The sequence below is a fragment of the Pseudomonas sp. FEN genome, assembly GCF_904067045.1.
In the GTDB taxonomy this organism is placed as follows: domain Bacteria; phylum Pseudomonadota; class Gammaproteobacteria; order Pseudomonadales; family Pseudomonadaceae; genus Aquipseudomonas.
Genome location: NZ_CAJFDC010000007.1, coordinates 440320 through 464486, shown reverse-complemented (window position 1 = coordinate 464486; position 24167 = coordinate 440320). Strand labels below are relative to the sequence as shown.

Below are 24167 nucleotides of genomic sequence, written 5' to 3'. Positions count from 1 at the left end.
AACAATTCAATGCAAGTATTGCGCGGTTGGGCGGCCCGGTGTGCGCCATGGATAGGCCTGGTCGGCTGTCTGGGGGCGGTGCAGGGGGTGCTGGCCGGTGACTACGAAGGTTCGCCGCAAGTGGCCGAGTTCGTCGCGGAAATGACCCGCGACTATGGCTTTGCCGGTGAGCAACTGATGGAGGTGTTCCGTCAGGTCGAGCGCAAGCAGAGCATCCTCGACGCGATTTCCCGTCCGGCGGAGCGGGTCAAGCCGTGGAAGGAATATCGTCCGATCTTTATCACCGATGCGCGGATTGCCCGTGGCGTCGACTTCTGGCGCCAACATGAGACGGCCCTGGCCCGCGCCGAGCAGGAATACGGCGTGCCGGCCCAGGTGATTGTCGCGATCATCGGCGTGGAAACCTTTTTTGGCCGTAACACCGGCAACTATCGGGTGATCGACGCCTTGTCGACCCTGGGCTTCGACTATCCGCCACGCGCCGATTTCTTCCGCAAGGAGTTGCGTGAATTCCTCCTCTTGGCCCGCGAAGAACAGCTCGACCCATTGAGTCTCAAGGGCTCCTACGCCGGGGCCATGGGCCTGCCGCAGTTCATGCCGAGCAGTTTCCGTGCCTATGCGGTGGATTTCGATGGCACCGGCCATATCAATATCTGGACCAACGCCGACGATGCCATCGGCAGCGTGGCCAGCTATTTCAAGCGCCACGGCTGGGTGGCCGGAGAACCGGTGGTCAGCCGCGCGGACGTGCGTGGCGAGCAGGTCGACCAGGGGCTGAGCCCGGGTATCGACCCGGTCAAGACCGTTGGGGAGTTGCGGGCGCTGGGCTGGTCGAGTCATGATGCGCTGCGCGATGATATGCCAGTGACGGCGTTTCGCCTGGATGGTGAGAATGGCCCGGAGTATTGGATGGGCCTGAAGAATTTTTATGCGATCACGCGCTATAACCGCAGCGTAATGTACGCCATGGCCGTGCATCAGCTGTCTGACCTGTTGGTCCAAGCTCGGGGCGTCAAGTAATGCAGGCTTTGCCGATTTCAAAACCACTGAAGCTGTTGGCTTACACCGCGCTGGCGGTGCTGGTGGTCAGTTGCTCGACCAGCCGCTCGCCGTATCAGTCGTCGTCCGCCTCCAATACCATCCGCGCCAAACCGGGCCTGGACATCAACCGGGCGCATAAAGATGGCGCGCCGTGGTGGGACGTCGACGTGTCGCGGATCCCGGATGCCACGCCGACCTTGCACACCGGGCCGTACAAGGCCAACCCCTATACGGTGCTGGGCAAGACCTATTTCCCCCTGACCGACTCCAAGCGCTACGTGGCCCAGGGCACGGCGTCCTGGTACGGCACCAAGTTCCATGGCCAGAACACCGCCAATGGCGAGGTCTATGACCTGTACGGCATGAGCGCGGCGCACAAGACCCTGCCGTTGCCCAGCTATGTGCGGGTGACCAACCTGGACAACAATCGCAGCGTGATCCTGCGGGTCAACGACCGCGGGCCGTTCTATTCGGACCGGATCATCGACCTGTCCTACGCCGCCGCGAAGAAGCTCGGTTATGCCGAGATCGGCACGGCGCGGGTCAAGGTCGAGGGCATCGACCCGCAGGAGTGGTGGGCCCAGCGCGGGCGCCCGGCGCCGTTGATGCTCAACGAACCGCAAGTGGCGCAGTCCCAGGCCCCGGTCTTGACGGCGTCCGCCGGGACGATCGAGCAGTGGACCCCGCCACCGCAGCAACACGCCAGCGACGTTGTGCCGGTACAGGCTGACGCAAAAAAAAACGCTTCTGCACCAGCCTCTGGCCAGTATCTCCAGGTGGGCGCCTTCGCCAACCCGGACGCTGCCGAACTGTTGAGATCGAAGCTGAGCTCGATGGTCAACGCGCCGGTCTTCGTCAGTTCGATCGTGCGCAACCAGCAGACCCTGCATCGGGTGCGGATGGGGCCGATCGGCACGCCGGGTGAAGTGCAGCAGGTGCAAAATAGTGTACGCCTGGCCAATCTTGGTTCGCCAAGTCTGGTGACCTCGGAGTAACACAGGCACAATTGTGGATTGGGCCGCGTTTCATGGGCCGGGTTCCGGGTTGTTGGTTCGTTTGATAATAAAAGCCTGGAAAGGGTGGTGGAGCGAGCAACCTGACACGTGGCAGTTGGAAGACTGTCTGATTTATTTTTGCCCGCGAGGGCAAGTTTCCATTAGCGATTTCGAGAGACGGATGAACATCACCACCTTTGCCAAACGTTTGTGCCTGCTTGTACCCCTGATTGTTGCGCCGGCCGCCTGGGCCGCGGATGACATGGCCCTTCCAGCTTCGCCGCAACTGGCCGCCAAAGCCTACGTGCTCATGGATGCCGCCAGCGGCAACGTGCTGGTGGAGAACAACGGCGACCAGCGCTTGCCCCCGGCCAGCCTGACCAAGCTGATGACCGCCTACATCGCGACCCTGGAAATCCGTCGCGGGCAGATCGGTGAGAACGATCCGGTGACCGTCAGCGAGAACGCCTGGCGTACCGGCGGTTCACGGATGTTCATCAAGGTCGGCTCGCAGGTGACCGTCAGCGACCTGCTGCACGGCATCATCATCCAGTCCGGCAACGACGCCAGCGTGGCGCTGTCCGAGCACATCGCCGGCAGCGAAGACGCCTTCGCCGACATGATGAACAAGACGGCCGCCGACCTGGGCATGACCAACAGCCACTTCATGAACCCGACCGGTCTGCCGAACCCCGAGCACTACTCGTCGCCTCACGACATGGCGGTACTGGCCCGCGCGATCATTCGGGTCGACCCGGTGCACTACGCGATCTACTCGCAGAAAGAGTTCTTCTGGAACGGCATCAAGCAGCCTAACCGCAACCTGCTGCTGTGGCGCGACAAGACCGTCGACGGCCTGAAGACCGGTCACACCGAAGAAGCCGGCTACTGCATGGTGTCCTCGGCGGTGCGTGACGGCCAGCGCCTGATCGCGGTGGTGTTCGGCACCAACAGCGAATCGGCGCGCGCCTCCGAAACCCAGAAGCTGCTGACCTACGGTTTCCGCTTCTTCGAAACCCAGACCTTCTATCAGAAGGGCACCGAACTGGCCCAGGCGCAGGTCTGGAAGGGCACCACTCATCAAGTCAAGGCCGGGCTGGCCGAAGACCTGACCATGACCATGCCTAAAGGCCAGCTCAAGAAGCTCGCCGCCAGCATGACCCTGAACCCGAAATTGGTCGCACCGATCGCCAAGGGTGACGTGATCGGTAAAGTCGAAGTCAAACTGGACGACAAAGTGGTACACAGCGCTGATCTGATCGCGCTGGACGCGGTCGAGGAAGGTGGTATCTTCCGTCGCCTGTGGGACAGCATCCGTATGTTCTTCTACGGCATGTTCAACTGAGGCAGTTGATCGTTAACAGAGAGTGTCGATTTGCATGCCTCGCGCCTGACCCGGGCGCGAGGCATGTCCGTTGCCTGGGCTTACGAGGCCGTTATTGTCATGACTGACACTGAAGTAAAAGCGCCGAAAATCGAATTTCCCGTTACCGACTACCCGGTCAAGGTCATCAGTGACACGGGAGTGGGCAACAAGGACAAGATCGTCGAGATCGTCAAGAAACACGCCACGATCAACGATAACCGCGTGGATGAACGCCAGAGCACCAACGGCAAGTACACCACGATCCAGCTGCACATCGTGGCCACCGGCCAGGACCAGCTGTACGACATCAACAGCGAGCTGCGGGCCACCGGTTTCGTACACATGGTGCTGTGATGGGCGGTGTGCTGGGCTTTCGCGAGCTTGGCCAGACCCCTTACGAGCCGGTCTGGCATGCCATGCAGCGGTTTACCGACGGGCGCAAGAACGCGGACCTGCCAGACGAAGTCTGGCTGGTGCAGCATCCGCCGGTGTTCACCCAGGGCCAGGCCGGCAAGGCCGAGCATTTGCTGTTGCCGGGGGATATTCCGGTGGTCAAGGTCGATCGCGGCGGCCAGGTGACCTATCATGGCCCTGGCCAACTGGTGGCTTATCTGTTGCTGGACGTTCGCCGCCTGGGTTTTGGCGTGCGCGAGCTGGTCAGCCGGATGGAGCGTTGCCTGATTGATTTGCTCGCCGACTATGGCGTGCGCGCCGAAGCCAAGGCCGATGCGCCTGGGGTGTATGTCGACGGCGCGAAGATCGCCTCCCTGGGCCTGCGGATTCGCAATGGCTGTTCGTTCCATGGCCTGGCGTTGAATGTCGACATGGACCTTGCGCCATTTCGACGGATTAACCCCTGCGGTTATGCGGGGCTGGCGATGACCCAGCTGCGTGAGCACACAGGACCGATTGAATTTGCCGAGGTAAGTGCCCGGCTGCGCGCGCAGCTCGTCAAACACCTCGACTATGCTGAGCAGACGACCCTCACGGGCGGAATCGATTGATATGACTACTGGGCAAGACGCTGTGCAAACCCTGATCCCGACGCTGGACGTTTCCGAGCGCCCGGCCCGTGCGAAAGTCGAAACCGGCGTCAAGCTGCGTGGCGCCGAGAAAGTCGCACGGATCCCGGTGAAGATCATTCCGACCACCGAACTGCCGAAGAAACCCGACTGGATCCGCGTGCGCATCCCGGTTTCGCCGGAAGTCGACCGCATCAAGCAATTGCTGCGCCAGCACAAGCTGCACAGCGTCTGCGAAGAGGCCTCCTGCCCGAACCTGGGCGAATGCTTCAGCGGCGGCACCGCGACCTTCATGATCATGGGCGATATCTGCACCCGTCGTTGCCCGTTCTGCGACGTCGGCCACGGCCGGCCGAAGCCCCTGGACGTCAATGAGCCGCAGAGCCTGGCCATCGCCATCGCCGACCTGCGCCTGAAGTACGTGGTGATCACTTCCGTGGACCGCGACGACCTGCGTGACGGCGGTGCCCAGCACTTCGCCGACTGCATCCGCGAGATCCGCAAGCTGTCGCCGGACGTGCAGCTCGAAACCCTGGTCCCCGACTACCGTGGGCGCATGGACATCGCGCTGGAGATCACCGCCGCCGAGCCGCCGGATGTGTTCAACCACAACCTGGAAACCGTGCCACGCCTGTACAAGGCCGCGCGTCCGGGTTCCGACTACCAGTGGTCGCTGACCCTGCTGCAACGCTTCAAGCAGATGATGCCGCACATTCCGACCAAATCCGGGCTGATGCTGGGCCTGGGCGAAACCGACGAGGAAGTCATCGAAGTCATGCAGCGCATGCGCGAGCACGACATCGACATGCTGACCCTCGGCCAGTACCTGCAGCCGTCCCGCAGCCACTTGCCGGTACAGCGTTTCGTGCACCCGGACACCTTTGCCTGGTTCGCCGAGGAAGGCTACAAGATGGGCTTCAAGAACGTGGCTTCCGGGCCGCTGGTGCGTTCGTCCTACCATGCCGACGAGCAGGCCAAGCTGGTCAAGGCTGAACTGACCGGAGCCTAAGCCCTTGAACCATCGTCGACCCGTGCAGGCGTCCTATCCGGTCCAGAGCGCGGTGCCGGCGCTGCGTCAGGGCGGGGTGATCGGTCTGATCGCCCCGGCTGGCCCCGCTGCCCTTGACCCGCTCAAGGCGCAGCAGTGGGTGCAGGCCCGCGGCTATGAGCTGCGGATATTTCCAGGGGTCTCGCAACGCGACGGTTACCTGGCCGGCAGCGATGAGGTGCGCCTGCGTGACCTGCACGATGCCTTTGCCGACCCTGAAATCGATGTGATTCTCTGTCTGCGCGGAGGTTATGGTTGTCCGCGTCTGCTGGACGACATTGATTTCGAACTGCTCAAAAAACATCCAAAACCTTTGGTCGGTTACAGCGACATCACCGCTCTGCATCTGGCGATTGCCCGTTATGCGGGGCTCATGACCTTTCACGGGCCGCTGTTCAATGCCGATCTGCTCGGCGACAAGCTGCCGCCGACCGAGTCCTCGCTGTTCAACCTGCTGACCGGGCAGGTACGCGCGGGTAGCGTGTTCGAGCATCCAGCGGCGTTTCCACTGGTCAGCGTTGTTCCGGGCGCCGCCTCGGGGCGTTTGCAAGGTGGCAACCTGTCAATGATCTGCGCCACTCTGGGCACGCCCTATGAGATCGACACCCGGGGTGTGATCCTGCTGATCGAGGACGTCAACGAGCCGCTGTACCGGGTCGACCGGCTGCTGACCCATCTGCGTCTGGCGGGCAAGCTGGAAGGCCTGAAGGGTGTGTTGGTGGGGGATTTCGCCGGTGTCGACCCGGAGGCGCTGGCGCGCTTGCTCAAGCAGGAGTTGGGGCCGTTGGGTGTTCCGGTGCTGGCGGGTTGGCGCAGTGGGCATTGCGACCCGAACCTGACGTTGCCGTTGGGGGCGCAGGTGAGGTTGGATGCCGATGCCCGGCAGTTGGTGTTGGAGCAGGATGTGACGATTCTGCTGACTGACTGCTGACTGCTGACTGCTGACTGCTGACTGCTGACTTGTGGCGAGCGGGCTTGTGGCGAGCGGGCTTGCCCGCGCTCGGCTGCGAAGCAGTCGTAAAACAACAATCCCGGTTATTTCTGATACACCGCAATTGCAGGTTTTTGGGGGGGGCTTGGCACCCCAGCGCGGGCAAGCCCGCTCGCCACAGGACCGCGCCAGAGATCCTCAAGACTTGCCGATGGCTGTCAGCGATTACGCAAGCTGTCCAGCAGCTTGTGATTCGGATACCCATCTGCCGGCCAGCCCAGTTTTTGCTGGGCCCCACGAATCGCCTTGCGGGTGTTCGCCCCGATAATCCCGTCGGCATTACCCGCGTCATAACCCTTGGCGCTGAGCTGCGTCTGCAGCTCGATCCGCTCGGAGCGGCTCAACGGCAAATCATCTTTCGGCCATTCGCCGCTGATCAGGCCGGCGCCATTGAAGCGCTGGGACAACAAGCTCACCGCCAGCCCATAGGACGACGAATTGTTGTACTTGAGGATGGCGCGGAAGTTGTCCAATACCAGGAACGCCGGGCCGCGATAGCCCGCTGGCAGCAGCAGGGCCGCGGACAGCGGTGCCGAGCCATTTGGCAGCACAGTCCCCGCCGGTAGACGAATGCCCATTTGCAGCCACTCGCTCACTGTCTTGCGGATCGTGCCGTCGGCCTGGGCGTAGTCGAAGGCCGTTGGCAACACGACTTCCAGTCCCCATGGCTGCCCACGCTGCCAACCGGAGCTTTGCAGGTAGTTGGCGGTCGAGGCCAGGGCATCGGCGGAATCATTCCAGATATCCCGGCGACCGTCGCCATCGAAGTCCACGGCATAGGTGTTGTAGGTGGTGGGGATGAACTGGGTCTGGCCCATGGCGCCGGCCCAGGAGCCGAGCATTTCCCCGGGCTGGATATCGCCATGCTGGATAATCTGCAATGCCGCCAGCAACTGCGCCTGGGCGAACGCCGGGCGGCGGCCCTCGTAGGCCAGGGTCGCCAGCGAGCGGATCACCGATTTGTCGCCCTGGAACTGGCCGAAGTTGCTTTCCATGCCCCATACCGCCACCAGCGCCTCGCGGTCGACGCCATAACGTTGTTCGATGCTCGACAGCAGGGCGCTGTTCTGCGCCAGCAGGGCCTGGCCCTTGCGTACACGCACGGGAGACAGAGCACCGTCGAGGTATTCCCAGACCGGGCGGGTGAATTCCGGCTGGCTGCGGTCGGCCTTGATCACGCTCATGTCAGGGGTGATGCCGGCAAAGGCGCTATCGAATACGGCGGGCGTGATACCGGCTCCCAGAGCGCTGCCACGGAATGTGGCGATCCATTCGCCGAAGCTCTGCGCAGGCTGGATCGTCAGATCGTCGTTGACCTGTGGCAGGGAGGGGACAGGGGCTGCGGGAAGGGTTTGCAGCGGCTCGGCGTCGGCAGCGGTCGGTTTTTCCGCGCAGGCAACTAACAGGATAAAGCTGGTGGCGGCGAACAGTCGGCGTAACGGCCAACGAAGGGTAAGGCAAAAGGGCATGCGCGGGTCCGGATTATGCGAATCAGGTGCTGACCTTATCATGCTTGAGGGGGTGCAGTCGTGAGGGGGCTTTCAGGCCGCCAGAAAGTAAGAAGCCTCCCAGCTTTTAGACTGGAAGGCTTCGCGGCGGTAGCTGCCTTTGCCCTTCGCCGGTTGTTCCTGGCGGCTACGGAACAGTGGCTGGGCGATGATCGATTTGGCTTTGTTGGGACGATGCCGGGACGGCTTGCTCATGGGCGTGCACTCTTGGGGTGTGTTGGAGAAGTGCGAATCATCGGGCAGATCTTTGGCGCTGTCCAGTGGGGGCATTTGGCTATTGTACTGGGGCAAGCCTCAATGCTGCTGTAGGAGCGAGCTTGCTCGCGATGGACGTCAACGATAACGCGGGGTATCTGATACCGCGGTGTCTTGACCACCATCGCGAGCAAGCTCGCTCCTACAATTGCCTATGTCCGCTCAGGGGTTATTCCGCCGGCAGCGCCAGGCGTTGGCCGCACATCAGCAGGCTCAGCCGGCTCAGGCTGCTCCACGGCGAGCCCGCGGCCTGGCCCTTGATCTGGGCATCGACACGTTGTGCGTCCAGCAGCAGTTGGCTCCAGCGCTGCGCCGAGTGTCGTTGCAGGGCTTTGCTCATCAGCGGTTTGCGCTTGTCCCAGACTGGAGGCCTGGCCTGGCTGAAGGCCTTGTCCAGGGGGACGCCCTGGCTGTATTGCAACGACAGGTTGGCCAGCAGCCGCAGCTCCCGGGCCAGTGCCCAGAGAATCACCGGCGGCTCGACCCCTTCGCCCCGCAGTCCTTCGAGCATGCGCAGGGCATGGGCGGCTTCGCCATTGAGCACGGCGTCGACCAGGCCGAAGACATCGAAGCGGGCACTGTCGGCCACGGCGGCCTGCACCGTTTCCACGGTGATTTGCCCTCCCTCGGCCATCAATTTGAGTTTTTCGATTTCCTGGGCCGCCGCCAGCAGGTTGCCTTCGACCCGCGCGGCAATCAGTTCCACCGCGTCCTGTTGGGCCGAGAGGCCGGCCTGGGACAGGCGCTGGCGAATCCATTGTGGCAGCTGGGCCGCGTCCACTGGCCAGATCTGGATGAACTGGGTCGCCTGGCCTTCGACCAGGGCCTTGCCCCACTTGGTTTTCTGCGCGCTGCCGTCGAGCTTGGGCAGGCTGATCAGCAGCAGGGTGTCTTCGGCCGGACGCGAGCAGTACTCGATCAGTGCCGCGGCGCCCTTGTCCCCGGGTTTGCCCGAGGGCAGGCGCAGTTCCAGCAGGCGCTTTTCGGCGAACAGCGACATGCTGGCGCCGGCTTGCAGCAGCGTGCCCCAATCGAAGTTGGCATCGGCACTGAACACCTGGCGTTCGTCGAAGCCTTGCTGGCGGGCGGCGCCACGAATGGCGTCAGCCGCCTCCTGGCACAGCAGCGGATCGTCGCCGCTGATGACGTAGACCGGCGCAAGGCTGCCTTGCAGGTGTTTGGCGAGTTGGGCGGGGGCGAGTTTCATAGGCGGGCCAATGCGGGGCGCCGAGGGCGCCCCGCCAGGGTTACTGCTTCGGCAGTTGCAGCGGCGATTGCTGCGGCTGCGACGCTTCGTACTTGCGCGCGGCTTCCTCGGCATCGGCGTCGGCCTTGGCCTTGGCGTCGGCGGTCTGTTGCAGGGCATCCAGTTGCTCTGGCGTCAGCAATTGCAGGCGCAGGACCATCTGTTGAATCAGGTCGCGACGCATTTCCTTGCGCAGCTGACCTGCTTCGGCATCGCCGGCGGTGATGTTGTTGCCGTCGTGCACGTAGTACTTCTGCACCTGCAGCTTGCCGGTAAGCAGTTGCCGGTCGTGGTCGCCACGGACCTCGTAGTACAACGCGGTATTGAGTTCGTACTCGGCGTTGCGGCCAGAGCCCGAATAGGTCGCGTCGCGCTGGCTTTCCTGTTCGTCGGTCAGGATCAGCTTGTAAGGTGCGCCGTTGTAGACCTTGACACCGCTGTGCTCCAGCACCGAGGTCAATTGCTTGACGGTATCGCCATAGGCGTTACGGGCACTGACCGACAGTTCCTTGATGCTCAGTTGGTTGGTGCCGGTACCGCGCAGCTGGAAGCCGCAGGCGCTCAGCAGCACGGCGAGGCCCATTACCAGCAGATTGCGTTTGATCATCTTGTTGCTCCCCTTGAAACCCTGTGGATCGACGGTGCGACCTCGGAAGTCTTGCAAGGCGCCCGTGGTAACAGGCGCCCGATTCCATTTAGCTGGCGACGATATTGACCAGCTTGCCGGGCACGACGATCACTTTACGAATCGTCAGGCCATCGGTGAAGCGCAATACGTTTTCGTTGACCCGTGCCGCCGCTTCGATCTCTTCGCGACTGGCGCTGGCCGGCATGACGATATGACCACGCAGCTTGCCGTTGACCTGGATCACCAGTTGCAGGCTGTCCTGGACCAGTGCGCTGTGATCCAGCAGCGGCCAGCCGGCGTGGATAATGGCGCCGTCATGGCCCAGGCGCTGCCACAGCTCGTGGCTGATGTGCGGAGTGATCGGGGCCAGCAACAGGGCCACGGTTTCCAGGCCTTCCTGCAGCAGCGCGCGATCCTGTTCAGTGGCTTGCGCGGCTTTTTCCAGCACGTTCATCAGCGTCATCACCTGGGCGATGGCGGTATTGAATTTGTGATGCTGGCCGACATCCTGGCTGGCTTGCTTGATTGCCAGGTGGATCGAGCGACGAATGGCTTTCTGCTCATCGTTCAGCGTCGCCAGTTCCAGCTTGCCCGGCAACCCTTGGGTCACGTGGGCCTGGGCCAGGCGCCAGACGCGCTTGAGGAAGCGGTGCGAGCCTTCGACGCCGGAGTCGGACCATTCCAGGCTCATGTCGGGCGGCGCGGCGAACATCATGAACAGGCGGCAGGTGTCGGCGCCATACTGCTCGATCATCGACTGCGGATCGACACCGTTGTTCTTCGACTTGGACATCTTCTCGGTGCCGCCGATCTCCACCGGCAGGCCATCGCTGATCAGCTTGGCGCCGATGATCTTGGCCTTGCTGTCGCGCTCCAGCTCGACGTCCGCCGGGTTGAACCAGGTGTAGCCGCCGTTGGCTTCACGACGGTAGTAGGTTTCGGCGATCACCATGCCCTGGGTCAACAGGTTCTTGAACGGTTCGTTGGAACTGACCAGGCCTTCGTCGCGCATCAGCTTGTGGAAGAAGCGTGCATAGAGCAGGTGCAGGATCGCGTGTTCGATACCGCCGATGTATTGGTCCACCGGCAGCCAGTGATCGGCGGCTTTCGGGTCGACCATGCCACCCTCGTAACGTGGCGAGGCGTAGCGGGCGTAGTACCAGGACGACTCGACAAAGGTATCCATGGTGTCGGTTTCACGCTTGGCGGGCTTGCCACATTTCGGGCAGCTGCACTCGTAGAACTCAGGCATGCGCGCCAGCGGCGAACCGGCGCCGTCCGGCACCACGTCTTCCGGCAGCACGACAGGCAACTGGTCTTGCGGGACCGGAACGTCGCCACAGTGGTCACAGTGGATGATCGGGATCGGGCAACCCCAGTAGCGTTGGCGGCTGATGCCCCAGTCGCGCAGGCGGAACTGGGTACGCGAGGCACCGAGGTTTTTCTTGATCAGCGCGACTTCGATGGCGTCGAACGCGCCGGCGAAGTCCAGGCCGTCGAATGGGCCGGAGTTGATCAGGCTGCCGTGTTCGCTATAGGCGTCTTGCCACGGTGCCGGGGTGGTGTCGCCCGCGCTGGTCCGCACCACCGGTTTGACTGGCAGGTCGTATTTGTGGGCGAACTCGAAATCACGCTCGTCGTGGGCCGGCACCGCCATGACCGCGCCGTCACCGTAATGTATCAGCACATAGTTGGCGACCCACACCGGCAGTTGTTCGCCGGTCAGCGGGTGTTCGACGAACAAACCGGTCGACAGGCCTCTCTTCTCCTGGGTGGCGACGTCGGCTTCGGCGACGCTGCCGCCCTTGCATTCGGCGATGAATGCCTGCAGCTCGGGGTTGTTGCGCGCGGCGAGGGTCGCCAGCGGGTGCTCGGCGGCCACGGCGACGTAGGTCGCGCCCATCAGGGTATCGGGGCGGGTGGTGAAGACTTTCAGGCTGCCGGCTTCACCGATGGAGTCGACGTGATACGGAAACTGTACTTCCATGCCGCGGGACTTGCCGATCCAGTTGCGCTGCATGGTCTTGACCTGCTCGGGCCAGCCCGGCAGTTCGTCGAGACTTTCCAGCAGCTCATCGGCGTAGGCGGTGATCTTGAAATAGTACATCGGGATTTCGCGCTTTTCGATCAGCGCGCCGGAGCGCCAGCCGCGGCCGTCGATCACTTGCTCGTTGGCCAGTACGGTCTGGTCCACCGGGTCCCAGTTGACGGTGCCGTTCTTGCGGTAGATCACGCCTTTTTCGAACAGGCGGGTGAACAGCCATTGTTCCCAGCGGTAGTAGTCCGGCTTGCAGGTGGTCACTTCGCGGGACCAGTCCACCGCCAGGCCCAGGCTGCGCAGCTGGGTCTTCATGTAGGCGATGTTTTCGTAGGTCCACTTGGCCGGTGCGACGTTGTTCTTCATCGCGGCGTTTTCCGCCGGCATGCCGAAGGCGTCCCAACCCATGGGTTGCAGGACGTTCTTGCCTTGCATGCGCTGGTAGCGCGCGATCACGTCACCGATGGTGTAGTTGCGCACATGCCCCATGTGTAGCTTGCCGCTGGGGTAAGGGAACATCGACAGGCAGTAGTAGGTCTCCTTGCCTGGCTGTTCACTGACTTCAAAGGACTTTTGCGCGTCCCAGAACGATTGGGCGGCGTTTTCGATTTCACGGGGCTGATAGTGTTCGTGCATGGCTACTTGTACTGGAAAGGGTGGCCTAATCCTCTTCAATGCACCCGTAAGGCGGTGCTGGAAGTGGAGTTACAGGAAGCGCCGTAGCATACATGACGCCGCTCTATCGAGGGAAACCCTGATTGCACCGCCGCAGCCGTTGGTCGCGGCGGGAGGCTGGTTTGCCGGACACCGCTAAGCTTGGAAGAGGGGGAGTGATTCTTATCTTCAATGAGGTGAGCGGATGGTGGAGTCGCAGCGATATGTCATGAAACCCGAGTTGTACGAGCGTTTGATCACCCGTCTGGGGCATGCCCTGGACACAGCCAGCACGGCGGCTCGTTTGCGTGATGAGTGGCCTGCCGAGTTGGAGTTGCGTGGCTTGAGCCACGCCGAGTTCGAATTGATCAGGGCCTACCTGGATCTCAGTGGACGGGATATGCCTGTGCCGCCTTCGATTGTGGCGCACGAGGTGCCTCCCCATTCGGCCGAGATCATCTGGTTGAAAGATAAAATGCCCAATCCCGGTTCGGCGAAGTTCAAGTCGGTGGGGGTCAAGTAAGAGTCGCCCGGCGGCATGCTGTTGTCTGTCGCTAACCAGGCTTCGATTTGAAGCCATTGTTCCAGAGGTTGTTGATTGACCCCGATGCACTTAGGCTTCGGGCATCTTCTGGAGGTGCCCGATGCCTGTTCGTTACATCCTTAAACAATTGCTCCTGCCGCCCGGCCTGCTGTTGCTGTTGCTGCTGTTTGCCTGGTGGTTTCGGCGCACTCGGCCGCGTCTGGCGGGGTTGTGCTTTGCTCTTGGTCTGGGCGGGTTCTGGTTGATGAGCCTGCCGGTAATGGTGGAATGGGGCGCGCGGGCGCTGGAGCGCGTGCCACCGCTTGAACGCGGTGAATGGGCCGGGCTGGCGCAGCGGGCCGATGCGATTGTGGTGTTGGGCTCGGGGCGCGAGCGTGGTGATCCGGCGTGGGGCGACGATCAGCCGACGGGCATCGGCCTGGAGCGCCAGCGTTATGCGGCGCGTCTGGCCAAGGCTTCCGGGTTGCCGGTACTGACCAGTGGCGGTTTGCATTACGGCACGCCACCGAGTGAGGCGGCGTTGATGGCGGCGTCGATGCAGAGTGATTCCGGGGTGACGGTGCGCTGGCAGGAAGGGCGTAGCACCACCACTTGGGAAAATGCCCAATTCAGTTATGAGCTGCTCGCACCGCTGGGTATCAAACGGGTGGTCGTGGTGACCCATGCCGCCCATATGCCGCGCGCGCTGTGGAGCTTTGAGACGGCTGGTTTTACCGTGGTGCCGGCACCGGTGGGGTTTTACGGGCGGGACAATTCCAGCCCGCTGGGCGGTTGGCTGCCGGAGTTCAAGGCGATCTGGCGTAGTGGGCAGTTGATCAACGAGGCGGTGGGACAGGTGGGTTACCGGCTGTTCTACCGCTAGATCAGGACTGGACACCAATGTGTGTAGTTGGCGCTACTTTGTAGTGAGGGGGCTTGCCCCCGTTCGGCTGCGAAGCAGTCGTAAAACCGATCACCGTGTTCCAGCTGTTCCATCGCGATCACTGCTTTCAGGGCCGCTTCGCGACCCAGCGCGGGCAAGCCCGCTCGCCACAAGTGTGGACTACCTTTTAAGCTACACCGTCTTGGCGATCCGGCTGGCCAGCAAGGCCCAGCCGAACAGCAAGCCACACAGGATGATCAACGGCCACGAACGCCAGCGCAGGTAAGGCGTCAGGTTGTGCATTGGCACCACTTCGCCATACAGGATGCCCTGCTCGAATTGCGGGATCCGCGCGGTGATCTGGCCGAACGGATCGATCAAGCCGGTGACACCGTTGTTGGTGGCCCGAATCATCCAGCGTCCGGCCTCCAGTGCGCGCATCTGGGCCATTTGCAGGTGCTGCAAGGGGCCGATCGAGGTGCCGAACCAGGTGTCGTTGCTGATGGTCAGCAACAGCTCACTGCGCGCCGACAGGCTGGCGGCGAATTCCGGGTAGACCACTTCGTAGCAGATAAACGGGGCAATCTGGTAACCCTTGGCTTGCAGCAGTGCCTGGTCATCCGGGCCGCGGGCGAAGTCGGACATTGGCAGGTTAAAGAAGTCGATCAGCCCGCGCAGCAAGTCCTGCAGCGGCACATACTCGCCAAATGGCACCAGTTTCTGTTTCAGATAAGTGCCATCGCCTTCGCCGGTCACGGTGATGCCGTTGTAGTAGCGCTTCTCGTTGTGCACCACCTCGCGGATCGGTACCCCGGTGATCAGTGCCGAATGCCGGTCCGCGGCGAAGCGGCCCATCATCGCCAGGTAGCCCTCGGCCGACTCCTTCAGCACCGGCACGGCGGTTTCCGGCCAGATCAGCAGGTCCACGCGCTTGGAGCGAAAGCTCAGGTCGCGGTACAGCGCCAGCTGGGTATTGAGCTGCTCCGGGTCCCACTTCATGCTCTGTTCGATATTGCCCTGGATCGCCGCCACCGTCAGCGGTTCGCCCGCCGGGCTGGTCCAGGCGTGATGCTTGAGGGCGATCGCCATCACCCAGGGACCGACCAGCAGCACCGCGCCGAGGACGATAAAGGCCTGGCGCCCGCTCTTGAACAAACGGCGGGCGTTGTACAGCAGCGCGGCTGTCAGGGCCAGGGTGAAGGAGATCAGCCAGATCCCCCCCAGCGGTGCCAGGCCCGTCAGGGGGCCGTCGAGCTGGCTGTAGCCGGAATAGAGCCAGGGGAAACCGGTCAGGAACCAGCCACGAAAGGCTTCCTGGCCCACCCACAAGGCGGCGAAGGCCAGGGCGTCGGCCAGCGGCGCTTCATTGCGGCGTATCCAGCGCGCCCAGAGCCAGGCGGGCAGGGCAAAGAACCAGGCAATCGCCGAGATGAACAGCAGCATCAGGAAGCCGGCCAGCAGCATCGAAGCGCCGCCGTAGGTATGGATGCTGACGTAGATCCAGCTGGTGCCGGCGCCGAACAGGCCGAAACCGAAGCACCAGCCGCGCCCCAGGGCCTGGCGCGGAGTTAGTTCGCGCAGGCCGGCATAGAACACACCCAGCGCCAACAACGCCAATGGCCAGATATCGTAAGGCGCCAGGGCCAGGGTGGTCAGTGCGCCAGCCACCACGGCCAGCAGATTACCGGGCCAGCCGGGGCGGGTTAAGCGCAGCATGTCAGTCCTTAGCGGCTAATGGGGGTCAGGCGGATCAGGTGAATACGACGGCTGTCGGCATTCAGGATACGGAAACGATACGCGCCGATTTCGGTGATTTCATTACGCTTGGGCAGGTGCCCGAACGCACTCATCACCAGGCCGCCGACAGTGTCGAACTCGTCATCGGAGAATTCGCTGTCGAAGAACGCGTTGAAATTTTCGATCGGGGTCAGCGCCTTGATCAGGAAGTCGCCGCTGGGCAGGGGCTTGATGTAGCTGTCTTCCTCGACGTCATGCTCGTCCTCGATATCGCCGACGATCTGCTCCAGCACGTCCTCGATGGTCACCAGGCCCGCCACGCCGCCGTATTCGTCAATGACGATGGCCATGTGGTTATGGTTGGCGCGGAACTCGCGCAGCAGCACGTTGAGGCGCTTGGACTCGGGGACGAAGGTCGCCGGGCGCAGCAGGTCCTTGATGTTGAAGGTGTCGCCGTTTTCCTGCAGGACCAGCGGTAACAGGTCCTTGGCCAGCAACACGCCCATGACATCGTCATGGCTTTCGCCGATCACCGGGTAGCGCGAGTGCGCGGCGTTGATGACCGCCGGGAGGAATTCGCGGGGAGTCTGGGTCGCCTTGATGCTGATCATCTGCGAGCGCGGGACCATGATGTCGCGGACCTGCAGGTCGGCGACCTGGATGGCGCCTTCGACGATGGCCAGCGCTTCGCTGTCCAGCAATTTGTTCTGATGGGCTTCGCGCAGCAGCTCCAGCAGCTCCTGGCGGTTTTTCGGCTCATGGGCAAAAGCCTGGGTCAGTTTACCCAGCCAGGACTTCTGCCCGTTGCTCGATCGATCTTCGCTCATAGCGATTTACTCGTATCCCTTGGTGGTGGAGTGATCAGTGTTCGTCATCGATATAGGGGTCGGGATGACCCAATTCGGCAAGCAACGTTCGTTCCAGTGCTTCCATTTCCTCGGCTTCCTCGTCATCTATATGGTCGTAACCCAATAGATGCAGGCAGCCGTGAATGACCAGATGGGCCCAATGGGCCTCCAGCGTCTTGCCTTGTTCAGCCGCTTCGCGAGCGACCACCGGGATGCAGATCACCAGATCGCCCAGTAATGGGATGTCCAGCAGTTCGTCCGGCACGTCGGCGGGAAAGGACAGCACGTTGGTCGCGTAGTCCTTGTGCCGCCAGGTATGGTTGAGTTCGCGGCCTTCGGGCTCGTCCACCAGGCGGATGGTCAGCTCGGAATCGGCCGTGCGCTGGCGCAGGGCCAGTTCGCACCAGCGACGAAACTCGGCGTCACTGGGCGCGGGGGCCTCGCTGGCCCGCTGCAGATCGAGTTCAAGCATCGCGGCGGGCACCCGAGGTGTCTTCGTCGGCGTTTTCGAAGCGCTCGTAGGCTTCGACAATGCGTTGCACCAGTGGGTGGCGGACCACGTCCTTGGGCATGAAATGGGTGAAGCTGATGCCCGGCACGTCCTTGAGGACCTTGATCACGTGGGCCAGCCCGGATTTCGTGCCCTTGGGCAGGTCGACCTGGGTGATGTCGCCGGTGATCACCGCGGTGGAGCCGAAGCCGATGCGGGTCAGGAACATTTTCATCTGTTCGACGGTGGTGTTCTGGCTTTCGTCGAGGATGATGAAGCTGTTGTTCAGGGTCCGGCCGCGCATGTAGGCCAGCGGTGCGACCTCGATGACCTGGCGTTCGATCAGCTTGGCCACGTATTCGAAGCCGAGCATTTCATACAGGGCGTCGTAGAGTGGGCGCAGGTACGGGTCGATCTTCTGGGCCAGGTCGCCGGGCAGGAAGCCGAGCTTTTCACCGGCTTCGACCGCCGGGCGCACCAGCAGGATGCGGCGCACCTGCTCGCGCTCCAGCGCGTCCACGGCACAGGCCACGGCCAGGTAGGTCTTGCCGGTACCTGCCGGGCCGATCCCGAAGTTGATGTCGTTGCCGAGGATTTCCTTCACATAGCGCTGCTGATTCAGGCCGCGGGGGCGAATCATGCCTTTTTTGGTGCGCAGGGCCACGCTGGCTTCGGCCACCGGGTTGTTGTGCAGGTCTTCGATGCTCGATTCCTGCAGGAACAGGTGGACCATGTCCGGCGACAGCTCGGTACCCTTGGTTTCCCGGTACAGGCGGCGCAGCAGGTTTTCCGCGGAGGAGGTGAGCTTGGGTTCGCCGATCAGTTCGAACTGATTGCCGCGATTGCGGATCTCGATGGTCAGGCGCTGTTCGATCAAGCGCAAGTGCTCGTCGAACTGCCCGCACAGATTGGCGAAGCGGCGAGCCTCGAAAGGCTCGAGGATGAAACGATGAGGTTCGATGGGTGCGTTCAAGGTCGTTTTTAGCCGCCCGACGGCAATTGAGATGAAATCAAGGATAACGCTAGCAGCCCGGGGGCGAAAGCTCTTATGAGCGCTGAATGCCCCCTGTGGCGAGGGGGCTTGCCCCCGCTCGGCTGCGCAGCAGTCGTAAAGCCGGCTACCTCGGTCTACCTGATGCACCGGATTCGTCGGTTTTTGGGCCGCTTCGCAGCCCCGCGCGGCGATGCGGCGTCCCGACAGGCCCGCTCGCCACGGCAGCCCGCAAGGGCTTCATTGCAGTATCGAGCCACGCAGTGAATGGGGTTGCGCCGCGTCGATGTTCACGTCGATAAACTGGCCGATCAGTTGCGGATTGTCGCAGCGGAAGTTGACGATACGATTATTCTCGGTGCGGCCCTGCAATTCTCCAGGGTCTTTTTTCGAGTAATCGGTCACCAGGATGCGCTGGATCGTACCGACCATCTGTCGGCTGATCTCGAATCCTTGCTGGTTCAGGCGATGCTGCAGGGCGTTGAGGCGTTCTTTCTTCACTTCTTCCGGGGTCTCGTCCGGCAAATCCGCCGCTGGCGTGCCGGGACGCGGGCTGTAGACGAAGGAGTAGGAGAAGTCGAAACCGACGTCTTCGATCAGCTTCATGGTCTGCTCGAAGTCTTTCTCGGTTTCGCCGGGGAAGCCGACGATAAAGTCCGAACTGATGCAGATCCCCGGCACGGCGGCGCGCAACTTGCGCAGTTTGGACTTGTATTCCAGCGCCGTGTAGTTGCGTTTCATCGCCGCGAGGATCCGGTCCGAACCGGACTGCACCGGCAGGTGCAGGTGCTTGACCAGTTGCGGGACCTCGGCGTGGGCCTGGATCAGGCTGTCGGAGAACTCCAGCGGGTGCGAGGTGGTGTAGCGGATCCGCTCGATGCCGTCGACGGCGGCGACCACGCGGATCAGCTCCGCCAGGTCCGCCAGGCGGCCGTCATGGGTGGCGCCGCGATAGCCGTTGACGTTCTGCCCCAGCAGGGTCACTTCGCGCACGCCGTGTTCGGCCAGGTGGATGATCTCGGCGATCACGTCGTCGAACGGTCGGCTGACTTCTTCGCCACGGGTGTAGGGCACGACGCAGAAGGTGCAGTACTTGCTGCAGCCTTCCATCACCGAGACGTAGGCGCTCGGGCCATCGATACGCGGTTCGGGCAGGTGGTCGAACTTTTCGATTTCCGGGAACGACACGTCCACCTGTGGCAGCTTGGTCAGGCGCGCGGCATCGATCATTTCCGGCAGGCGGTGCAGGGTCTGCGGGCCGAAGACCACGTCGACATAGGGCGCGCGGTCGCGGATCGCCGCGCCTTCCTGGCTGGCGACACAGCCGCCGACGGCGATCACCATCTCCGGGTTTGCCAGTTTCAGTTCGCGCCAGCGGCCCAGTTGGGAGTAGACCCGGTCCTGGGCGCGCTCGCGGATCGAGCAGGTATTGAGCAGGATGACGTCCGCGTCTTCGGCGCGGGCGGTGACTTCCAGGGCCTGGTGTTCGCCCAGCAGGTCGACCATGCGCGAGCTGTCATACTCGTTCATCTGGCAACCGTGGGTTTCGATGTAAAGCTTCTTGGCCATGGACATTCATCAATGTGGTTCAAAGAACCGCGCATTATAGTGGTCATCGCGCTTGCTTCCTAGCGTTGTGCGTTCGGCGGCTATGCTATAGTTCGCGCCCTCTTTTTATCCCCCGATGTGTTGCCCGCCCACCATGACCAAACGTGAAGCCCCTATCTACAAGGTGATTTTCCTCAACCAGGGCCAGGTGTTCGAAATGTACGCCAAGCAGATCTATCAGAGCGATCTGTGGGGCTTCCTGGAAGTCGAAGAATTTGTCTTTGGCGAGCGTACGCAACTGGTGGTCGATCCCGGTGAGGAAAAGCTCAAGGCCCAGTTCGAAGGCGTGGTGCGCAGCTTCGTGCCGATGCATTCGATCGTGCGGATCGACGAGGTCGAGCGCCTGGGCACGCCGAAGATCAGCGAGGCGCGGGGCATGAGCAATGTGATGCCATTTCCGATGCCGATGCCCGACAAATAAAAAGCCCGGGAGTTTTGTGGTGCCCCTCAGGGCCTCTTCGCGGTGCTTGCCGGGACGCCGGACCGCCGCGAAGAGGCCGGTCCAGACGCTACAGATTCAGGGAAGAGGTGAAAACGGCGTTCGGCCGTCAACCGTCTGCAATTCCAGCAGGTATTTGCGGAAGATCTGTCCCAGCACCTGGGTCGCCATTTCCAACTGGTCACGAGGCATCTGCGCCGCGACCTCATCCGCCGTGTCCAGCGCCTCTTCGGCACCATTGACCGCCGCCATTTTCAGCACGATGTAGGCCTGGACGTTATTGGCCGGCACCCCTTCACCCTTGTAGAACATGGTGCCGAGCTGGAACTGCGCCTGGGCGTGGCCTTGCAGGGAGGCCTGTTCGAAATGGCTGAGGGCCTTGTTGAGGTCGTGTTGCGGGTTTTTTTCATCGTGATAGAACGCGCCCAACTCGTATTGCGCTTGCGCATCGCCGCCTTTTGCCGCTTCTTCGCAGGCGGCCAGGGCCTCGGCGAGGTCCTGTGGCTGAGTGTTGAGGGTGCAACGACCCATCGCCGGGATCAACAACGAATTACCGCCTGCATGTACCAGCAGCGGTTGAAGGAGCAACAGGCAGCCCAAGGCAAGGGCGCGGCCGGTGCGGTTCATGGGAATCGACGTACCTCTGAAGGGCGGGGGGACCCGGCCTGGGGATGACTATGGCGCGCATTATGAAATAAGCGGGGGCCACCTTACAAAGTCTTTACTCGTTTTTCTGCTGCACGGGCGCTATATCAGCGTGTTTTGCAAGTATCTGCACAGAGGGCGGTAGGAAACAGGGGAAGTTTAGGCGGGAAAACCGACGCCGGCTGCGACCGGCGTCGGCGACATCGTTTATTTCAGCGCGGCAAAAGCTTTTTCAGCGGCATCCAACGTCAGTTTCAGCTCGGTTTCGCCATGGGCGATGGAGGTGAAGCCGGCTTCGAAGGCACTCGGCGCCAGGTACACGCCGCCATCGAGCATCAGGTGGAAGAACCGCTTGAAGCGCTCGGCGTCGCTGGACATCACGTCGTCGAAGGTGACGATGTCGTCGGCACCGCTGAAGTACAGGCCGAACATGCCGCCGGCCTGGGTGGTCACGAACGGGATGCTCGCTGCGTCGGCGCGCTCCTGCAGACCCTGGAGCAGGCGAGCGGTGTAGTCGCTCAATTCGGCGTGGAAGCCCGGGCGACTGATCAGGCGCAGGGTGGTCAGGCCGGCGGCCATGGCCAGCGGGTTACCGGACAAGGTGCCGGCCTGGTAGACCGGACCCAGCGGGGCGATGCAGGACATGATTTCGCGCTTGCCGCCGAAGCAGCCCACCGGCATGCCGCCGCCAATGATCTTGCCGAAGGTGCTCAGGTCCGGGGTGACGCCGTAGTGAGCCTGGGCGCCGCCGAGGGCGACGCGGAAACCGGTCATCACTTCGTCGAAGATCAGCACCACGCCGTGCTGGTCGCACAGGGTCCGCAGGCCCTTGAGGAAACCGGGTGCCGGCGGTACGCAGTTCATGTTGCCGGCCACCGGCTCGACGATGATGCAGGCCACGTCCTGGCCGACTTCGCCGAGCATCTTCGCCACCGCGGCGATGTCGTTGAAGGGTAGGGTCAGGGTGTGTTTGGCAAAGGCCGCGGGGACGCCGGCCGAGCTCGGCACACCCTGGGTCAGGGCGCCGGAGCCGGCCTTGACCAGCAGGCTGTCGGAGTGGCCGTGATAGCAACCTTCGAACTTGATGATGCTGTCGCGACCGGTGAAACCACGGGCCAGGCGAATCGCGCTCATGGTCGCTTCGGTGCCGGAGCTGACCATGCGGACCATTTCCATGGACGGCACGATGGCACAGACCAGGTCGGCCATCTCGGTTTCCATGGCGGTCGGCGCGCCGTAGGACAAACCGTGCTCCAGCTGCCTGCGCACGGCATCGAGCACGTCCGGGTGGCTGTGGCCGAGGATCATCGGACCCCAGGAGCCGACGTAGTCGACATAGCGCTTGTCGTCTTCGTCGGTGACATAGGCGCCTTCGGCGTGCTTGAAGAACAGCGGCGTGCCGCCGACGCTCTTGAACGCGCGAACCGGCGAGTTGACGCCGCCGGGGATGTGTTTCTGGGCACTGGCAAACAGGGTTTCAGAACGAGACATGGGCAGGCTCTCAAGAGTCATGAAGTGAAGAGGGCGTTGAAGGCTTGGGCACGGCGGGTCACTTCCCGGGTGTTTTCGGCACCGAACAGACCGTGGATCACGGCCAGCAGGTCGGCGCCGTGGGCCACCAGTGGCGCGGCGTTGTCCAGGGTGATGCCACCGATCACCGCGATCGGCAGTTGCAGTCGCGGGCGCGCGCGTTCCAGCAGCGCCACATCGGCGGCCGGCGCGCCGGGCTTGGTGGTGGAATTGAAGAAGCGCCCGAAGGCGACATAGCTGGCGCCTTCCCGGGCCGCCTGTTCGGCGAGCTCAAGTTGCGCGTGGCAGGTGGCCCCGATGATGGCCCGGCTGCCCAGCAGCGAACGGGCCGGCGTCAGCGGACCGTCGCTCTGGCCCAGGTGCACGCCGACCCCCAGCCGTGCCGCCAGTTCGGCGTCGTCGTTGATGATCAGGCGGGTCTTGTAGCGTTCGCAGAGTACTCGCAGGGTCTCGGCTTCCCGCAGGCGGCGGGCCTCATCGGTGCTTTTGTCGCGGTACTGCAGCAACGTCACGCCGCCATCCAGTGCCGCCTCGACATAAGACAGGAACTTGCCGGCCAGCAACTGGCTATCGGTGATGGCGTACAGGCCGCGTAGTTTCATCGGGTCAGCCTCGGGGTATTGGGGGCGCTGAAAGTTACGAACAGAAATCCAGGGGCAGGCGTCGCGGCACGAACTGGCCTTTGCCCAGTTGTTCGGCGTCACGCAGGGTCCGCCAGGTGTAGTCCAGCGCGGTTTTTACGGCGCTGACCAGGCTTTCGCCCAGGGCCAGGCGTCCGGCGAGGGTGCTCGCCAGGGTGCAACCGGAACCATGATAGCTGCCCGGCAGGCGCTGGCATTTGAAAATCTGGCGGGTGCCGTCGCGGCTGTACAGGCGGTTGTGGATTTCGTCCTCATCGCCATGTCCACCGGTAATCAACAGGTGCTGGCAGAAGGGCAGGAGTTTTTCCGCGCATTCGTCGGCGCTGCCTTCAGGCAATTCGGCGAGGATGCGTGCCTCGGGGAGATTGGGAGTGGCGATGGTCGCCAGTGGCAGCAGGCGTTCGCGCATGGCATAGCCGACCTCGTCCTTGCCCAGGCGCCCGCCGCCACCGGCGCGCAGCACCGGGTCGCAGACCAGCGGCAGGTGCGGGTGCGCCTGGAGCAGTTCGACCACGGTGTTGACCATTTCCAGGGAACCGAGCATGCCCAGCTTGACGGCCGCCACGGTCGAGTCGTTGAGCACGGCATTGGCCTGGGCCAATACCCACTCACGGTCGAGTACGCGGAAGTCGCTGACGTTGACCGTGTCCTGCACGGTCAGCGCGGTGACCGCGGGAGCGGCGTGGCAGCCCTGGGCGAGCAGGGCTTCGATATCTGCCTGGAGGCCGGCACCGCCACTGGGATCGTGGCCGGAGAGACAGAGGACAACGGGACGGGAGCTGTAGGTATTCATGGAGCGCGAGCTTACCACCAAACGCTTTTTTCGGGATCGCCCGCCCGCTGTTGAATTTACCCCCTGAAGCTTTTTTCGAGGCGGCCGATAATGTTTATCAGATGGCACCGTTGTGTGCTGGGACGCCCGTTCTAGAGCCTTGGATAAAATATTTCAGTGGTGTGTTTTAGCCATCAGTGGCTATGCTAGAGTGGATCCAAACGAATAATGGGTCATGAGGTTTCACGTCATCTCAAAGGGAAGGGGG

Annotated in this window: 24 protein-coding genes; 10 read left to right on the top strand and 14 right to left on the bottom strand. The window is 62.6% G+C overall.

Translation table 11 applies throughout. The annotated features are described in order from the left end of the window. Positions 1–9: 9 nt before the first annotated feature. The 7 genes from mltB to PFEN_RS08010 all read left to right on the top strand — a co-directional run bounded on the left by mltB (position 10) and on the right by PFEN_RS08010 (position 6403). A complete protein-coding gene (gene mltB / locus PFEN_RS08040) occupies positions 10–1020 on the top strand; it encodes a lytic murein transglycosylase B (protein ID WP_191486336.1) in 1011 nt (336 codons plus the stop codon). Further along, positions 1020–2036, top strand: a complete 1017-nt coding sequence (locus PFEN_RS08035) for a septal ring lytic transglycosylase RlpA family protein (RefSeq protein ID WP_191486335.1) — start codon at positions 1020–1022, stop codon at positions 2034–2036. The genes mltB and PFEN_RS08035 overlap by 1 nt, the downstream gene beginning before the upstream one ends. A gap of 181 nt (positions 2037–2217) precedes the next feature. Continuing rightward, entirely contained in the window at positions 2218–3381 is a 1164-nt protein-coding gene (locus PFEN_RS08030; RefSeq protein WP_191486334.1) for a D-alanyl-D-alanine carboxypeptidase family protein, read from the top strand. A gap of 99 nt (positions 3382–3480) precedes the next feature. Next, a complete protein-coding gene (locus PFEN_RS08025; protein WP_100941582.1) occupies positions 3481–3756 on the top strand; it encodes a DUF493 domain-containing protein in 276 nt (91 codons plus the stop codon). Then, complete coding sequence (gene lipB, locus PFEN_RS08020) at positions 3756–4406, top strand: lipoyl(octanoyl) transferase LipB (RefSeq protein WP_191486333.1); 651 nt, start codon at positions 3756–3758, stop codon at positions 4404–4406. Before PFEN_RS08025 ends, lipB begins: the two co-directional genes overlap by 1 nt. A 1-nt stretch (position 4407) precedes the next feature. Continuing rightward, on the top strand, positions 4408–5433 hold the full coding sequence (gene lipA / locus PFEN_RS08015; RefSeq protein ID WP_224770916.1) for a lipoyl synthase: 1026 nt from the start codon (positions 4408–4410) through the stop codon (positions 5431–5433). Between the two features lie 4 nt (positions 5434–5437). Further along, positions 5438–6403 (top strand): S66 peptidase family protein, encoded by a 966-nt coding sequence (locus PFEN_RS08010; RefSeq protein ID WP_191486332.1) that lies wholly within the window; start codon positions 5438–5440, stop codon positions 6401–6403. A gap of 218 nt (positions 6404–6621) precedes the next feature. On the opposite strand, the gene PFEN_RS08005 is transcribed toward PFEN_RS08010, so the two are convergent. From PFEN_RS08005 to leuS, 5 genes are all read right to left on the bottom strand, one after another. Then, positions 6622–7932 (bottom strand): lytic murein transglycosylase, encoded by a 1311-nt coding sequence (locus PFEN_RS08005; protein WP_191486331.1) that lies wholly within the window; start codon positions 7930–7932, stop codon positions 6622–6624. Positions 7933–8004: 72 nt separating this feature from the next. Beyond that, a complete protein-coding gene (arfA, locus tag PFEN_RS08000) occupies positions 8005–8166 on the bottom strand; it encodes an alternative ribosome rescue factor ArfA (RefSeq protein ID WP_100941520.1) in 162 nt (53 codons plus the stop codon). A 229-nt stretch (positions 8167–8395) separates the two neighbouring features. After that, positions 8396–9433 (bottom strand): DNA polymerase III subunit delta, encoded by a 1038-nt coding sequence (gene holA, locus PFEN_RS07995; RefSeq protein WP_191486330.1) that lies wholly within the window; start codon positions 9431–9433, stop codon positions 8396–8398. Between the two features lie 40 nt (positions 9434–9473). Then, positions 9474–10079 carry an LPS assembly lipoprotein LptE gene (lptE, locus tag PFEN_RS07990; protein ID WP_191486329.1) on the bottom strand — a complete coding sequence of 202 codons (606 nt, stop codon included), beginning with the start codon at positions 10077–10079 and terminating at the stop codon, positions 9474–9476. 88 nt (positions 10080–10167) lie between these two features. After that, positions 10168–12774: a leucine--tRNA ligase gene (gene leuS / locus PFEN_RS07985; protein WP_191486328.1), complete on the bottom strand. Its 2607-nt coding sequence runs from the start codon at positions 12772–12774 to the stop codon at positions 10168–10170. A 223-nt stretch (positions 12775–12997) separates the two neighbouring features. Here leuS and PFEN_RS07980 point away from each other — a divergent pair, with 223 nt between their 5' ends. Both PFEN_RS07980 and PFEN_RS07975 read left to right on the top strand, forming a co-directional pair. Further along, positions 12998–13315, top strand: a complete 318-nt coding sequence (locus PFEN_RS07980; RefSeq protein ID WP_191486327.1) for a hypothetical protein — start codon at positions 12998–13000, stop codon at positions 13313–13315. Positions 13316–13436: 121 nt separating this feature from the next. After that, a complete protein-coding gene (locus PFEN_RS07975; protein WP_191486326.1) occupies positions 13437–14198 on the top strand; it encodes a YdcF family protein in 762 nt (253 codons plus the stop codon). A gap of 192 nt (positions 14199–14390) precedes the next feature. Here the strand turns inward: PFEN_RS07975 and lnt are convergent, their stop codons facing one another. The 5 genes from lnt to miaB all read right to left on the bottom strand — a co-directional run bounded on the left by lnt (position 14391) and on the right by miaB (position 19833). Continuing rightward, entirely contained in the window at positions 14391–15914 is a 1524-nt protein-coding gene (gene lnt / locus PFEN_RS07970; protein WP_191486325.1) for an apolipoprotein N-acyltransferase, read from the bottom strand. Positions 15915–15922: 8 nt separating this feature from the next. Continuing rightward, a complete protein-coding gene (locus PFEN_RS07965) occupies positions 15923–16762 on the bottom strand; it encodes an HlyC/CorC family transporter (protein WP_191486324.1) in 840 nt (279 codons plus the stop codon). Between the two features lie 34 nt (positions 16763–16796). Then, positions 16797–17255, bottom strand: coding sequence for an rRNA maturation RNase YbeY (ybeY, locus tag PFEN_RS07960; RefSeq protein WP_191486323.1), 459 nt, complete (start codon positions 17253–17255; stop codon positions 16797–16799). Beyond that, entirely contained in the window at positions 17248–18246 is a 999-nt protein-coding gene (locus tag PFEN_RS07955; protein ID WP_191486322.1) for a PhoH family protein, read from the bottom strand. The genes ybeY and PFEN_RS07955 overlap by 8 nt, the downstream gene beginning before the upstream one ends. Positions 18247–18504: 258 nt before the next feature. Beyond that, positions 18505–19833: a tRNA (N6-isopentenyl adenosine(37)-C2)-methylthiotransferase MiaB gene (gene miaB / locus PFEN_RS07950; RefSeq protein WP_191486321.1), complete on the bottom strand. Its 1329-nt coding sequence runs from the start codon at positions 19831–19833 to the stop codon at positions 18505–18507. A 133-nt stretch (positions 19834–19966) separates the two neighbouring features. Here miaB and PFEN_RS07945 point away from each other — a divergent pair, with 133 nt between their 5' ends. After that, positions 19967–20293, top strand: coding sequence for a DUF1820 family protein (locus PFEN_RS07945; RefSeq protein WP_103495828.1), 327 nt, complete (start codon positions 19967–19969; stop codon positions 20291–20293). 96 nt (positions 20294–20389) lie between these two features. Here the strand turns inward: PFEN_RS07945 and PFEN_RS07940 are convergent, their stop codons facing one another. From PFEN_RS07940 to PFEN_RS07925, 4 genes are all read right to left on the bottom strand, one after another. Continuing rightward, entirely contained in the window at positions 20390–20938 is a 549-nt protein-coding gene (locus PFEN_RS07940; protein ID WP_191486320.1) for a tetratricopeptide repeat protein, read from the bottom strand. Positions 20939–21163: 225 nt separating this feature from the next. Next, on the bottom strand, positions 21164–22447 hold the full coding sequence (gene hemL, locus PFEN_RS07935) for a glutamate-1-semialdehyde 2,1-aminomutase (RefSeq protein ID WP_191486319.1): 1284 nt from the start codon (positions 22445–22447) through the stop codon (positions 21164–21166). 17 nt (positions 22448–22464) lie between these two features. Next, a complete protein-coding gene (thiE, locus tag PFEN_RS07930) occupies positions 22465–23088 on the bottom strand; it encodes a thiamine phosphate synthase (RefSeq protein WP_191486318.1) in 624 nt (207 codons plus the stop codon). 34 nt (positions 23089–23122) lie between these two features. Then, positions 23123–23920: a hydroxymethylpyrimidine/phosphomethylpyrimidine kinase gene (locus tag PFEN_RS07925; RefSeq protein ID WP_191486317.1), complete on the bottom strand. Its 798-nt coding sequence runs from the start codon at positions 23918–23920 to the stop codon at positions 23123–23125. Between the last annotated feature and the right edge of the window lie 247 nt (positions 23921–24167).

Bases quoted from the DNA above. Each gene is read 5' to 3' on its own strand.
- mltB (WP_191486336.1), top strand. From the start codon at position 10: ATGCAAGTATTGCGCGGTTGGGCGGCCCGGTGTGCGCCATGGATAGGC.
- PFEN_RS08035 (WP_191486335.1), top strand. From the start codon at position 1,020: ATGCAGGCTTTGCCGATTTCAAAACCACTGAAGCTGTTGGCTTACACC.
- PFEN_RS08030 (WP_191486334.1), top strand. From the start codon at position 2,218: ATGAACATCACCACCTTTGCCAAACGTTTGTGCCTGCTTGTACCCCTG.
- PFEN_RS08025 (WP_100941582.1), top strand. From the start codon at position 3,481: ATGACTGACACTGAAGTAAAAGCGCCGAAAATCGAATTTCCCGTTACC.
- lipB (WP_191486333.1), top strand. From the start codon at position 3,756: ATGGGCGGTGTGCTGGGCTTTCGCGAGCTTGGCCAGACCCCTTACGAG.
- lipA (WP_224770916.1), top strand. From the start codon at position 4,408: ATGACTACTGGGCAAGACGCTGTGCAAACCCTGATCCCGACGCTGGAC.
- PFEN_RS08005 (WP_191486331.1), bottom strand. From the start codon at position 7,932: ATGCCCTTTTGCCTTACCCTTCGTTGGCCGTTACGCCGACTGTTCGCC.
- arfA (WP_100941520.1), bottom strand. From the start codon at position 8,166: ATGAGCAAGCCGTCCCGGCATCGTCCCAACAAAGCCAAATCGATCATC.
- holA (WP_191486330.1), bottom strand. From the start codon at position 9,433: ATGAAACTCGCCCCCGCCCAACTCGCCAAACACCTGCAAGGCAGCCTT.
- lptE (WP_191486329.1), bottom strand. From the start codon at position 10,079: ATGATCAAACGCAATCTGCTGGTAATGGGCCTCGCCGTGCTGCTGAGC.
- leuS (WP_191486328.1), bottom strand. From the start codon at position 12,774: ATGCACGAACACTATCAGCCCCGTGAAATCGAAAACGCCGCCCAATCG.
- PFEN_RS07980 (WP_191486327.1), top strand. From the start codon at position 12,998: ATGGTGGAGTCGCAGCGATATGTCATGAAACCCGAGTTGTACGAGCGT.
- PFEN_RS07975 (WP_191486326.1), top strand. From the start codon at position 13,437: ATGCCTGTTCGTTACATCCTTAAACAATTGCTCCTGCCGCCCGGCCTG.
- lnt (WP_191486325.1), bottom strand. From the start codon at position 15,914: ATGCTGCGCTTAACCCGCCCCGGCTGGCCCGGTAATCTGCTGGCCGTG.
- PFEN_RS07965 (WP_191486324.1), bottom strand. From the start codon at position 16,762: ATGAGCGAAGATCGATCGAGCAACGGGCAGAAGTCCTGGCTGGGTAAA.
- ybeY (WP_191486323.1), bottom strand. From the start codon at position 17,255: ATGCTTGAACTCGATCTGCAGCGGGCCAGCGAGGCCCCCGCGCCCAGT.
- miaB (WP_191486321.1), bottom strand. From the start codon at position 19,833: ATGGCCAAGAAGCTTTACATCGAAACCCACGGTTGCCAGATGAACGAG.
- PFEN_RS07945 (WP_103495828.1), top strand. From the start codon at position 19,967: ATGACCAAACGTGAAGCCCCTATCTACAAGGTGATTTTCCTCAACCAG.
- PFEN_RS07940 (WP_191486320.1), bottom strand. From the start codon at position 20,938: ATGAACCGCACCGGCCGCGCCCTTGCCTTGGGCTGCCTGTTGCTCCTT.
- hemL (WP_191486319.1), bottom strand. From the start codon at position 22,447: ATGTCTCGTTCTGAAACCCTGTTTGCCAGTGCCCAGAAACACATCCCC.
- thiE (WP_191486318.1), bottom strand. From the start codon at position 23,088: ATGAAACTACGCGGCCTGTACGCCATCACCGATAGCCAGTTGCTGGCC.
- PFEN_RS07925 (WP_191486317.1), bottom strand. From the start codon at position 23,920: ATGAATACCTACAGCTCCCGTCCCGTTGTCCTCTGTCTCTCCGGCCAC.